Here is a 12,336-nt window from a genome sequence, read left to right as displayed (position 1 = left end):
CCGGCGCGGTGCGGGGTGCGGCGCTGCAGCCTGTGCGAACATCCCCCCTGTGACTGACGTAGTGAAGCCCGGGCGGACGCGAACCTGGATCCGGATGTACGTGGCCCTCGGCGTCGGGATCGCCGTCGGCGTGACCACGGCGTTCTTCGATGCCCTGCACCGCGCCCTCGTGGCCGGGTGGGCGGCCGCGTGCGTCGTCTATGTCGTCTGGGTCTGGGCCAGCGTCTGGAATCTCGACAGTGCCGAGACCCGCACGCATGCCACCCGCGAGGACCCGGGCCGCCGGGGCGCCGACCTGATCCTCATCCTCGCCTCGGGTGCGAGCGTCCTCGCCGTGGTCTTCGTGCTCGTGGACGCGCGCCATCTCAAGGGCGGCCAGCAGCTCGCCGTGGCGCTTCTCGCGGTCGTCAGCGTGGCTCTCTCCTGGCTGCTCGTCCACACCGTGTACACGCTCCGGTATGCACGCCTCTACTACCGCCGGGACGGCGGCATCGACTTCAACCAGAAGGAGCCGCCCCGGTACAGCGATTTCGCCTATCTGTCCTTCACCCTGGGCATGACGTTCCAGGTCTCGGACACCGACATCTCCAGCTCTCACCTGCGCCGCACGATCATCCACCACACCCTGTTGTCGTACGTCTTCGGCACGGTGATCGTGGCTGCGACGGTGAACCTGGTGGCGGGCCTCACCGGCTGAGGACGCTCACCGGCGGTAGGTGAGGAACCGGTACCGCGTGCCGCTCTCCGCGGTCCGCCACGGGGCCGGGTCGGCGGACCACTCGGGGCCGAGTTCGGGGGCGAACGTGTCGCCGGTCACGACGAGGTCGATCTCGGTGAGTTCGACGCGGTCGGCCAGCGGGAGCGATTGGGAGTAGAGCTCCGCGCCTCCCATGACCCAGACGGTAGCGCTTCCGGCCGCCTGGGCGGCGGCGTCGAGTGCCGCCTGCAGGGAGTGCGCGGTCGTGGCGCCGGGCGCCTCCCAATCCGGCTTCCTAGTCACCACGATGTTGACACGGCCCGGGAGGGGGCGGAAGCGGTCCGGGAGGGACTCCCACGTGCGGCGGCCCATGACGACCGGCTCCGCGTCCGTCAGCTGACGGAAGTGCCGGAGGTCTTCGGGGAGGTGCCACGGCATGACACCGCCCGCACCGATCACGCGTCCCTTCGCCTGCGCCCAGATGAGCGCGACAGCGGGCCGCGGCTGAGACCGGGCCCGCTCGTCAGGCGTCATACGGCGACGGCCGCGCGGATCGCCGGATGGTGCCGGTACCCCTCGACCTCGAAGTCCTCGAAGCGGTAGTCGAAGATGCTCTCCGGCCGGCGGAGGATGCGCAGCGTCGGCGACGGGAAGGGCTCGCGGGTCAGCTGCTCCCGGACCTGGTCGAGGTGATTGTCGTAGATGTGGCAGTCGCCTCCCGTCCAGACGAACTCGCCGGGTTCGAGACCGACCTGCTGTGCCACCATCAGCGTCAGCAGCGCGTAGCTCGCGATGTTGAAGGGCACCCCGAGGAACATGTCGGCGCTGCGCTGGTACAGCTGGCAGGAGAGCCGGCCGTCGGCCACGTAGAACTGGAAGAAGGCGTGGCAGGGAGCGAGCGCCATGTCCGGGATGTCCGCGACATTCCACGCGGACACGATGATCCGTCGCGAGTCGGGATCGGTGCGGAGGGTGTCGATGACCTGCTCGATCTGGTCGATGTGCCGCCCGTCGGGCGTCGGCCACGACCGCCACTGGACGCCGTAGACGGGCCCGAGGTCGCCGTTCTCGTCGGCCCACTCGTCCCAGATGGTCACGCCGTTCTCCTGCAGCCAGCGCACGTTGCCCTCACCGCGGAGGAACCACAGCAGCTCGTAGGCGATGGACTTGAAATGCACCCGCTTCGTCGTGACGAGCGGGAAGCCCTCGGCGAGATCGAAGCGGAGCTGACGACCGAAGACGCTCCGGGTGCCCGTCCCGGTGCGGTCGGACTTGTGGGCGCCATGCTCGAGGACGTCGCGCAGGAGATCCTCGTACGGGGTGGGGATGGTCTCGCTCATCAGGTCGATGGTACCGGGCGGACGCCCGCTACGCCCGATTCGTTCGCGCGTCGTACGCTGGCGTCATGGACCGGCACGGGGACGACGATCGGCACAGCGACGACGAGCTCGCCAGCGCCCTCGAGGCGGAGGTCGCCCGCATCACGTCGGCCATCCCGATCATCGTCACGCGCCCGGCGGAGACCGGGCTCGAGGCGGCTGCGGAGGGATCGCCGGAGCCCGCGCCGGAGGCGCGGCTCGAGGAGGACGACGAGCCCGATCCGGGGCCGCCCACCCAGCTCATCAGCTGGGAGGATCTCCCGGTGCCCCGCCGCCCCTCCGGTCCGGAGCCCACGTTCAGCCCCTGGGTGGCCACCGCCGCGATCCCGATCCAGAAGCCGGCCGAGCCGGAGGAGCACGACGAGCCGGAGCGGGACCCGGAACCGCAGGCCCCTCCGATCTCCCGGGCGGAGCCGCTCGGGCTCGTTCCCGCTGACCTCGCACCCCGCGACAGCGAGCCGATCCCGGTGCTCCCCGAGCTGCCTGTCACACCGCCCGAAGCGGAGCCCGTGGTCGTCGCCGTCGCCGACGACCACGACCTCCTCGCCGCCAAGCCGCGCCATCGCGTCGACGACGAGGCTGAGCGCGACGATCAGCCCGAGGAGGAGGCGGCACCGGCGTCGAGCGCCCCCGCGCCCACCAGCCGGGTGATCGCGACGGGCGCCACCCGGGTCGTCGAGGCGGTCGCGCCTCCCGTGTTCGTCGCAGAGACGGTCGATCTCGAGCCGACACCGCTCGACCGGCGCGTCGGGCGAGCCTCCCGGATGTTCTGGCTGTGGTTCGCGGCGACCTCGTCGCTCGTGAGCATCGGTGTCGGCGCGACGCTCTTCTCGCTCGGGATGAGTCTCCGTCAGCTCCTCGTCGCGACTCTCGTGGGGATCGGCCTGTCCTTCCTCCCGCTCGGGCTCGGCACCCTGGCGGGCAAATGGAGCGGCCAGCCGACCATGGTCCTCTCCCGCGCGACATTCGGTCTGCTGGGCAATGCCGTGCCCGCCGTCCTCGCCCTTCTCACGAAGCTGTTCTGGGGCGCACTCCTGCTCTGGCTGGCGGGTTCCGGCGCCGGCGCGGTGTGGGCCGCGGCGGGGTGGGGCGCGGGCCGGCTCCCGGCCACCATCGTCGCCGTCGTCGTGACGATCGCCGTCGCCGGAGTGATCGCCTTCTTCGGCTACGGGCTCGTCGCCCGCGTCCAGCTCGTGCTGACGATCGCCTCCGCGGTGCTCATCGCACTGATGATCGCCGCCACCTGGAGGCACGTCGACGTGGCGCGGGCGCTCGCCGTCCCCGACTCGCTGTGGACCCATGTCGTCACGGGTGCCGTGCTCGTGTTCACCTACGTCGGGCTCGCGTGGGCCATGAGCAGCGCCGAGGTCGCGCGGTACCAGCGGCCGCGATCCTCGGGCGGCGTCGCCATGCTGTGGGCCACCTTCGGGGCCGGCGTGCCCCCGTTCGTGCTCGTCTCCTACGGGGGGCTGCTCGCTGCCTCCGACCCGTCCCTGGCCAGGCGCCTCGCCGGCGACCCCGTCGCCACGATCGCGGGGCTGGGGCTTCCCGCCTGGTACCCGATCCCGCTCCTGCTCGCCGTCGAGCTGAGCCTCGTGTCCGCCCTGGTGCTGACCAGCTACTCTGCGGGCTTCACCGTCGATGCTCTGGGTGTCCGGCTCGGGAGGCGCTGGAGCACCGCGACCGCGTCGGCGGCCATCGGCGTCGTCGGCATCCTCCTGGCGCTGACCGTGACCGATCTCGCGACCGTCATCCGCGGTGTGCCGACCGCGCTCGCCGTGCCCGTCGCCGCGTGGGCCGGGATCTTCTCCGGTGAGACCATGCTGCGGCTGAGACGGTTCCATCAGCCGTCGCTCCTGCGCCGCGGCGGCGTCTACCCGGACTGGAGGTGGCCGAACCTCGTCATGCTCGTGGTCGCGTCCGCGATCGGGCTCGGGCTCGTCAGTTCGCCGTTGTCCTGGCTCGCCTGGGAGGGCTACCTGTTCCGGTTCGCCGGGATCGACCCGCGCTCGGGCATCGGCTCCAGCAACATCGGCGTCGTCGTGGCTCTCGTGCTCGGGCTGCTGACCGCTTTCCTCTCGGCGCTGCCCGCGGTCCGCAGGCAGGAGCGCGCGCGAAGCTGACCGGCGGCGAACGGTCCTCGGGCGGCGCCTGGACGAGAGCGGCCGGGCACGCACTCACGTAGGCTCTATCCCGTGCCGCACACCGTCGATTCCGTCCGTGAGACCCTCGAACGGCTCTGGCCGCTCGCCGGGTCCGAGAGCTGGGACGCGCCCGGGCTCGTCGCCGGCGACCCGGAACACCCGGTCGAGCGCATCCTGCTCGCGGTCGACGCCGTCGCGGCGACCGTCGACGAGGCGGTGGAGTCGCGCGCCGATCTGCTGCTGGCGCACCACCCGCTCCTCCTGCGCGGGATCACCTCGGTGGCTGCCGACCGCTACAAGGGGGCGCTGCTCAGCAGGCTGATCAAGCACGATGTCGCGCTCTACGCGGCGCACACCAACGCCGATGTCGTGGCCGACGGCACCAGCGCGGTCCTCGCCGGCAAGCTGGGCCTGGCCGACACCACGCCGATCCAGCCCGCGGCCGACGGGGTGACCGGCATCGGCCGGGTCGGGACGCTGCCGCAGCCCGTGACGCTCGGTGCGCTGGCTCGCCGACTCGCCGACCTGCTGCCTCCCACGGCCGGCGGAGTCCGGGCCTCGGGCGACTTCCACCAGCCCGTCTCGCGCGTCGCGCTCTGCGGCGGAGCCGGCGATTCCCTCTTGGCGACCGATCCGGTGCGGGGAGCCGACGTGTACATCACCGCCGATCTGCGCCACCACCCGGCTTCGGAGGCGCGCGAGCAGGCGCTGCTCGGCGGCGGCCCGGCCCTCCTCGACGTCTCGCACTGGGCGAGCGAGTGGCTGTGGCTCGACGTGGCCGCAGACCAGCTCCGCGCCGCGCTTCCCGGAGTCTCCGTGTCGGTGAGCGAACTGCGCACCGACCCGTGGGACTTCGCCGTCCTCAACTAGCCCGTCCGCCCCGAAGGAAGACACCGTGAAAGCCAGCCCCGCCGACCAGAACGAGCTCCTCCGCCTGCAGGCGGCCGACACCCGGCTCGCCCAGCTCGACCACACCGCGAAGAATCTCCCGCAGCTGGCCGAGCTCTCCCGCCTCGCGCCGGAGGCGGAGGCTCTGCGGGCGCGCTGGATCACGGCGACCGGCGAGCTCGAGGACGCCCGGGCCGAGCTGAAGCGCGTCGAGTCGGACGTCGAGCTCGTCGAGAACCGGATCAAGCGGGACTCCGACCGGGTTCAGCAGAGCTCCTCGATGAAGGACGTCCAGGCTCTCGAGTCCGAGCTCGCCTCGCTCGCGAAGCGGCGCGACGACCTCGAGGAGATCGAGCTGACCGTGATGGAGCGGGTGGAGGAGCTCGAGGAGGCCCTCGCGGCCGTGGAGGCCGAGCGGTCGGAGCTGACGGGGCGCATCGACGCGCTCGAGCGGGCACGCGATGAGGAGGCGGGCCGCGTCGCCGCCCAGCGGAAGGCACTCGCCACAGACCGGGAGACGATCGCTGCTGCGCTCCCTGCTGAGCTCGTCGCGTTGTACGAGCGCCAGCGCGCTCGGTACGGTGTCGGCGCGGCGCTCCTCCTTCGCGGTGTCTCGATGGGCTCCAACGTGAAGCTCACCGAGTCGGACCTCTCGGACATCCGCCGAGCCGCCTCGGACGACGTCGTGCTCTGCCCGGACAGCGGCGCGATCCTCATCCGCAACGAGGAGTCCGGGCTCTGACCGACGCCTCCGGCGGCAGGGCGTGGAGCGCCCTGCGCTAGGGTGGAGGCCGGAATGGGTCGGCCAGACGGTCGCGTCGGCCCGCGCGAGCGGGCCGCCGAGGAACGTCCGGGCTCCGCAGAGCAGGGCGGTGGGTAACACCCACCCGGGGCAACCCGCGAGAAAGTGCAACAGAGAGTAGACCGCCGGGGGTTTCGGCCCCCGGTAAGGGTGAAACGGTGGTGTAAGAGACCACCAGCGGCCGGGGCGACCCGGCCGGCTGGGTAAACCTCGCCCGGAGCAAGGTCAGACAGGGAACGATGAGGCTGCTCGCCGAGTTCCCGGGTAGACCGCTGGAGGGCGGCGGCAACGTCGTCCCGAGATAGATGGCCGTCCACGGTGCCACACGCACCCGGACAGAACCCGGCGTATCGGCCGGCCCATTCCCTTCGGCCGCCGCGCAGCCGTCGGCTAGGTCTCGTCGGGGCTGAACCGGTAGCCCATGCCCGGCTCGGTGAGGAGGTACCGCGGGCGCGACGGCTCGGGTTCGAGCTTCTTGCGCAGCTGCGCCAGGTAGAGCCGCAGGTAGCCGGTGTCGGCCACGAACTGCGGGCCCCACACCTCCGTCAGGAGCGACTGCCGCGTCACCAGCCGGCGGGGATTCCGGACCAGCACCTCGAGGATGCTCCACTCGGTCGGCGTGAGCCGGACGGTCGCCGTTCCTTCCGGGGTACGCCTCGTCACCTGGTGCGCGGCGAGGTCGACGGTGATGTCCCCGAACGTCACGGCCGGTTCGTCGGCGGGGCCGCCCTGGCGGCGCGTGAGGGCGCGGATCCGGGCCAGCAGCTCGTCGGCGGCGAACGGCTTCGTGACATAGTCGTCGGCGCCCGCGTCGAGCGCGTCGACCTTGTCGGCGGAGCCCGTCCGGCCCGAGACCACGAGGATGGGGACGGTGGACCAGCCGCGCAGCCCCTCGATGACCTCGATGCCGTCGAGCTCGGGCATGCCCAGATCCAGCATGACGAGGTCGGGGTGGTGCTCGACGGCCTGCGAGAGCGCCTCCGCGCCGGTCCGGGCTGTGAGCACCTCGTACCCGCGGGCCGTCAGCAGGATCCGCAGGGCGCGCAGGATCTGCTGGTCGTCGTCGGCGATCAGGATCCTCATCCGTGCTCCCTCTGCGGCTCCTGCTGCTCCTGCTCCTCGGCGCGATCCCCGCTGTCGTGGGGCGCTGCCGGGAGCGCCACCACCATCGTGAGGCCGCCGCCCGGCGTGTCCTCCGCCTCCAGGGTGCCGCCCATCCCCTCCACGAAGCCCTTGGAGAGCGCGAGGCCGAGTCCGATGCCGGTGTCGTTGTCCGTGTCCCCGAGGCGCTGGAACGGCACGAAGACCGATTCCCGCCGGTCGCCCGGGATGCCGGGGCCGTGATCGATGACGCGGAGCTGCACGGTTCCGCCGAACTCGCTGGCCGCGATCACGGGCCTGCTCCCGGCCGGGCTGAACCGGAGGGCGTTCCCGAGCAGGTTCACGATCACGCGCTGGAGCAGCACCCCGTCGGCGACGAGCGGCGGGAGACCCGGGCTGAGATCGAGCTCCACGTCGGCGGGTCCCAGGCCGAGTTCGTCGAGCGCCGGCGGGATCACGTCGTCCAACCCGGTCGGCGCGAGCGACACCCCGAGGACGCCCGCCTGCACGCGGCTGACGTCGAGCAGGTTCGTGACGAGGGTGGCGAGGTTCGCCAGGCTCTCCTCCGCGGTCTCGAGGAGCGCCTCCCGGTCGTCGTCACTCAGGCGCAGGTCGGCCTGGCGGAGCGTGGTCACGGCGGCGGTCGCCGCGGCGAGCGGGCGACGGAGGTCGTGGCCGACCGCGGCCAGCAGCGCGCTCCTGACCCGGTCGGCCTCCGCGAGCGGCCCGAGCTCGGAGGCGGTCGCCGCCAGATCCCGGTGCTCGAGCGCCGCGTCGAGCTGGGCCACGATCGCGGCGAGCAGCCGGCGGTCCCCGGCCTCGAGGTCGCGCCCCGACAGCTCCAGGGTCCCGCGTGTTCCGACCGGGACGCGCTGGGTGCGCTCGGCGTCGGCGGGCTCGCCGTCGGTCGAGAGCACCTCCTCGCCGTCGAGGAGGCGGACGCCGGTGAGGCCGAACGCCTCCCGGGTCCGGGTCACGAGCGCTTGCAGGGCGTCCTCGCCGCGGATCACGCCTCCCGCCACCGTGGCGAGCAGTTCGGCCTCGGCGGCTGCGCGCTGGGCGGCTCTCGAACGTCTCGCCGCCTGGTCGACCACCAGGCTGACGAGAGCGGCGATCACGACGTACAGCACGAGCGCGACCAGGTGGAGGGGCTGGCCAACGGTGATCGTGTAGAGCGGCTCCACGAAGAAGAAGTCGAGCGTGAGGCCGGAGAGCAGCGCGGCGAAGAGAGCGGGCCAGATGCCGCCGACGAGCGCCACGACGACGACGAGGAGCTGGTAGCTGAGGACGTCGGCGGTCATCGATTCCGGCGACCGTCCGCTGGTGAGCAGCAGCGTCAGGAGGGGCCCGCCGACCAGCGCGAGGATGAACCCGTAGACGACGCGCCGGGCCGTCAGGCCGCCACGGGGCCGGGGGAGGGAGAACCTGCCGCCCGCTCGGGCGTGCGAGACGATGTGCACGTCGATGTCGCCCGACTCACGGATGACCGTCGAGCCGATGCCGGGCCCGGTCAGGAGGGCGGCGAGCCTGCTCCGGCGGGAGACGCCGATGACCAGCTGGCTGGCGTTCGACCCGCGCGCGAACTCCACGAGGGCACGCGGCACGTCGCTGCCGACCACCTGGTGGTAGCTGCCGCCGAGCTGCTCGACGAGTGCCCGCTGGGCGGCCAGCGCTCCGGGCGTCGCCTCGCGGAGGCCGTCCTGGTTGGTGACGTGGACCGCGAGGAGTTCGCCCCCGGCGCTGCGGGCGGCGATCCGGGCGCCGCGGCGGAGGAGCGTCTCGCCCTCCGGGCCGCCGGTGAGCGCGACGACGACGCGCTCGCGCGCCTCCCACTTGCCGGCGATGCCGTGCTCGGCGCGGTACTGCTGCAGAGCGCTGTCGACCTCGTCCGCGAGCCAGAGGAGCGCGAGCTCGCGCAGGGCTGTCAGGTTGCCGAGCCGGAAGTAGTTCGACAGCGCCGCGTCGATCCGGGCGGCCGGGTAGACGACACCCTCGGCGAGCCGATCCCGCAGCGCCTGCGGTGCGAGGTCGACCACCTCGATCTGGTCGGCGCGCCGGAGAACGGCGTCGGGGATGGTCTCGCGCTGCTGGACGCCCGTGATCTGCTCGACCACGTCGTTGAGGGACTCGATGTGCTGGATGTTGACGGTCGACATGACGTCGATGCCGGCCGCCAGCATGGCGTCGACGTCCTCCCAGCGTTTCGCGTGCTCGGAGCCGGGAGCGTTCGTGTGGGCGAGCTCGTCGACGAGGGCGATCTCGGGCGCCCGCTCGAGAACCGCCTCCAGGTCGAGCTCGGTGAGGGTGACCCCGCGGTGCTCGACCTCGCGCCGCGGGACCACGTCGAGTCCCTCGAGCATGGCCGCGGTCGCGGCGCGCCCGTGGGTCTCGACGACCGCGACGACGACGTCCTTGCCGAGGGCCTTCAGCCGCTTGCCCTCCTCGAGCATGGCGTAGGTCTTCCCCACGCCGGGTGCGGCGCCGAGCATCACCCGCAGGTGACCACGAGGCATCTGGCCGCCCTCTGCTCTATCGGTCCAGCCCGGCCAGGGCCAGGTTCAGCTGGAGTACGTTCACGGTCGGGTCCCCGAGGTAGCCGAGGTCCCGTCCCTGAATCCTAGACTCGACGAGCTTCCGGACCGTGGCCTCGGGGAGCCCGCGCGCGTCGGCGACCCGCTTCACCTGCAGGAGCGCGTAGTCCGGCGAGATGTGGGCGTCGAGGCCCGACCCGGAGGCGGTCACCGCGTCACCGGGGATGGCCGACGCGGCCACGCCGTCGGTCTTCTCGATCACGGCCGTGCGCTCCTTCACGGCTTTCACCTGGGCCGGGTTGGAGGCGGCCAGGTTGCTTCCCGAGGAGGCGGACGCGTCGTATCCCGCCGCGCTGCCCGTCGTCGCCGCGGAGGGGCGCGACTGGAACCACTGCGGAAGGGGACGCCCCTTGGCGTCGGTGAAGGCCTGTCCGATGAGCGCCGAGCCGACGGCCTTCCCGGCGGACGCGGGGGCTCCGCTCGACGAGATCAGCGATCCGTTGGCCTGGACCGGGAGCGCGAGCTGTCCGACGCCCGTGATGACGAGCGTGTAGCCGATGCCGAGGGCGACCGTGAGGACGAGCAGGGCCCGCAGGGCGACCCAGTACTGCCGCCAGGCGCCTCGCAGCGTGTTCATGAGGGGATCCTTTCGCTGCCGGGTCAGAAGCCCGGGATGAGGGAGACGAGAAGGTCGATCAGCTTGATGCCGATGAACGGCGCGATGATCCCGCCGAGTCCGTAGATCAGGAGGTTCCGGCTCAGCAACGAGGAGGCGGCGGCCGGCCGGTAGCGCACTCCGCGCAGGGCGAGCGGGATGAGCAGCACGATGATGATCGCGTTGAAGATGACGGCGGACAGGATCGCGGACGCGGGGGAGTGCAGCCCCATGATGTTCAGCGCCCCGAGGCCCGGGAAGACCGCGACGAACATGGCCGGGATGATGGCGAAGTACTTCGCCACGTCGTTCGCGATCGAGAACGTGGTGAGCGCCCCTCGGGTGATGAGCAGCTGCTTGCCGATGCGGACGATGTCGATGAGCTTCGTCGGGTCCGAGTCGAGGTCGACCATGTTGCCGGCCTCCTTCGCGGCCGACGTCCCGGTGTTCATGGCGACCCCGACGTCCGCCTGCGCGAGGGCCGGCGCGTCGTTCGTGCCGTCCCCGGTCATCGCGACGAGGCGCCCGCCCTCCTGCTCCCGGCGGATGAGCTCGAGCTTGTCCTCGGGCTTCGCCTCGGCCAGGAAGTCGTCGACGCCGGCCTCCGCCGCGATGGCGCGGGCGGTGAGCGGGTTGTCGCCGGTCACCATGACCGTGCGGATGCCCATCCGCCGGAGGTCGGCGAAGCGGTCGGCGAGCCCCTCCTTCACGATGTCCTTGAGGTGGATGACACCGAGGAGGCGTGCCGCGCCATCGGGGTCCCGCAGTGCTACAGCGAGGGGGGTGCCGCCGGACTCGGAGATCCGTTCGACCTCGGCGTCGAGCTGCCCGAGCGCTGCAGCCGGAGGCGCCGTGTGCTCGCGGACCCAGGTCACGACCGCGCTCGCCGCGCCCTTGCGCACCTGCGAGCCGTCCGGCAGGTCGAGCCCGCTCATCCGCGTCTGCGCCGTGAACGGCACGATCTCGCCGGCGACGGCCGCCGGGCGCTCGTAGCCCAGCGTCTGCGCCAGCTCGACGACCGAGACGCCCTCGGGCGTCGGGTCGCTCAGCGACGAGAGAGCCGCCGCACGGACCAGCTCGTCGCTGGAGGTCGGTCCCACGGTCGTGAACTCGCTGGCGCGGCGGTTGCCGTAGGTGATCGTGCCGGTCTTGTCGAGGAGGAGCGTGGACACGTCGCCGGCCGCCTCCACCGCCCGCCCGGACATGGCCAGGACGTTGTGCTGCACCAGGCGGTCCATGCCGGCGATGCCGATCGCCGAGATGAGCGCCCCGATCGTCGTGGGGATCAGGCAGACGAGGAGCGCGATCAGCACGGGGACGGTCGGCGACGCGTTCGAGTAGCCGGCGACCGGCTGGAGCACGAGCACGACGATCACGAAGATGATCGACAGGCTCGCCAGGAGGATGTTGAGCGCGATCTCGTTCGGGGTCTTCTGGCGGGCCGCCCCCTCCACCAGCTTGATCATGCGGTCCACGAAGGTCTCACCGGGCTTGCTCGTGATCTTGACCACGATGCGGTCGGACAGGACCCGGGTGCCGCCCGTCACGGCGCTCCGATCGCCGCCCGATTCCCGGACGACCGGCGCGGACTCGCCGGTGATCGCCGACTCGTCCACGGTCGCGATGCCGCGGATGACGTCGCCGTCGCCCGGGATGGGCTCGCCCGCGGACACCACGACGACGTCGCCGAGCCGGAGCTCGCTCGACGGGACCTCCGATGTCGTCGCCTGCAGCGCGTCCGGATCGCCCTTCTCGTCGTAACCGGTGACGCGGTGGGCGATCGTCGTCGAGCGGGTCTTGCGGAGGGTCGCGGCCTGCGCCTTCCCGCGGCCTTCCGCGACGGATTCCGCGAGGTTCGCGAAGACGACGGTCAGCCACAGCCAGATCGCGATGCTCCAGGTGAAGCCGAGCCCTGCCGGGCCCGCGCCTCCCGCGCCCAGGAAGGGCTCGGCCAGGGCGACGACGGTCGTGAGCGCGGCGCCGACCTCGACGATGAACATCACGGGGTTGCGCCACATCTGGCGGGGGTCGAGCTTGCGCAAGGCGCCGGGGAGGGCGGCGGCGAGCTGTCGCCCGCTGAAGGCACGGCTGGAGCCGGCCTCCTGCCGCTCGGGGAGGGTCGGGGTGGTGGTGGTCATG

10 protein-coding genes and 1 other RNA gene are annotated in these 12,336 nt (G+C 72.0%); 5 read left to right on the top strand and 6 right to left on the bottom strand.

Features of this window, described 5'->3' with window-relative positions:
• The first annotated feature begins 49 nt into the window (after window positions 1–49).
• On the top strand, window positions 50–697 hold the full coding sequence (locus FPT20_RS09240; protein ID WP_233265457.1) for a DUF1345 domain-containing protein: 648 nt from the start codon (window positions 50–52) through the stop codon (window positions 695–697).
• 6 nt (window positions 698–703) lie between these two features.
• Here the strand turns inward: FPT20_RS09240 and FPT20_RS09235 are convergent, their stop codons facing one another.
• Entirely contained in the window at window positions 704–1,231 is a 528-nt protein-coding gene (locus FPT20_RS09235; protein ID WP_158864613.1) for a dihydrofolate reductase, read from the bottom strand.
• Window positions 1,228–2,037 carry a thymidylate synthase gene (locus FPT20_RS09230; protein ID WP_158864611.1) on the bottom strand — a complete coding sequence of 270 codons (810 nt, stop codon included), beginning with the start codon at window positions 2,035–2,037 and terminating at the stop codon, window positions 1,228–1,230. The genes FPT20_RS09235 and FPT20_RS09230 overlap by 4 nt, the downstream gene beginning before the upstream one ends.
• A gap of 65 nt (window positions 2,038–2,102) precedes the next feature.
• On the opposite strand from FPT20_RS09230, the gene FPT20_RS09225 reads away from it, so the two are divergent.
• The 4 genes from FPT20_RS09225 (at window position 2,103) to rnpB (ending at window position 6,276) form a co-directional block, all read left to right on the top strand.
• On the top strand, window positions 2,103–4,199 hold the full coding sequence (locus tag FPT20_RS09225; RefSeq protein ID WP_158864609.1) for a cytosine permease: 2,097 nt from the start codon (window positions 2,103–2,105) through the stop codon (window positions 4,197–4,199).
• Between the two features lie 72 nt (window positions 4,200–4,271).
• Window positions 4,272–5,090: a Nif3-like dinuclear metal center hexameric protein gene (locus FPT20_RS09220; RefSeq protein ID WP_158864607.1), complete on the top strand. Its 819-nt coding sequence runs from the start codon at window positions 4,272–4,274 to the stop codon at window positions 5,088–5,090.
• A gap of 25 nt (window positions 5,091–5,115) precedes the next feature.
• A complete protein-coding gene (locus tag FPT20_RS09215; RefSeq protein ID WP_158864605.1) occupies window positions 5,116–5,850 on the top strand; it encodes a zinc ribbon domain-containing protein in 735 nt (244 codons plus the stop codon).
• Window positions 5,851–5,905: 55 nt separating this feature from the next.
• An RNA gene (gene rnpB, locus FPT20_RS09210) (RNase P RNA component class A) lies at window positions 5,906–6,276 on the top strand.
• Window positions 6,277–6,300: 24 nt separating this feature from the next.
• Here the strand turns inward: rnpB and FPT20_RS09205 are convergent.
• Genes FPT20_RS09205 through kdpB form a run of 4 tightly spaced genes read right to left on the bottom strand, consistent with a single transcriptional unit; the run spans window position 6,301 to window position 12,335 of the window.
• The gene (locus tag FPT20_RS09205) at window positions 6,301–6,993 is read right to left on the bottom strand and encodes a response regulator (protein WP_158864603.1); all 693 of its coding nucleotides are present in this window, start codon (window positions 6,991–6,993) and stop codon (window positions 6,301–6,303) included.
• Window positions 6,990–9,524 carry an ATP-binding protein gene (locus tag FPT20_RS09200; RefSeq protein ID WP_158864601.1) on the bottom strand — a complete coding sequence of 845 codons (2,535 nt, stop codon included), beginning with the start codon at window positions 9,522–9,524 and terminating at the stop codon, window positions 6,990–6,992. Before FPT20_RS09200 ends, FPT20_RS09205 begins: the two co-directional genes overlap by 4 nt.
• Before the next feature lie 16 nt (window positions 9,525–9,540).
• On the bottom strand, window positions 9,541–10,179 hold the full coding sequence (gene kdpC, locus FPT20_RS09195; RefSeq protein ID WP_158864599.1) for a potassium-transporting ATPase subunit KdpC: 639 nt from the start codon (window positions 10,177–10,179) through the stop codon (window positions 9,541–9,543).
• A gap of 23 nt (window positions 10,180–10,202) precedes the next feature.
• A complete protein-coding gene (gene kdpB / locus FPT20_RS09190) occupies window positions 10,203–12,335 on the bottom strand; it encodes a potassium-transporting ATPase subunit KdpB (RefSeq protein WP_158864597.1) in 2,133 nt (710 codons plus the stop codon).
• Window position 12,336 lies beyond the last annotated feature (1 nt).

It is taken from the genome of Leifsonia sp. AG29, from assembly GCF_009765225.1.
Taxonomy (GTDB): domain Bacteria; phylum Actinomycetota; class Actinomycetes; order Actinomycetales; family Microbacteriaceae; genus Leifsonia.
The sequence above is the reverse complement of the archived record's forward strand: the minus strand, read 5'-3'. Positions and strand labels throughout refer to the sequence as shown.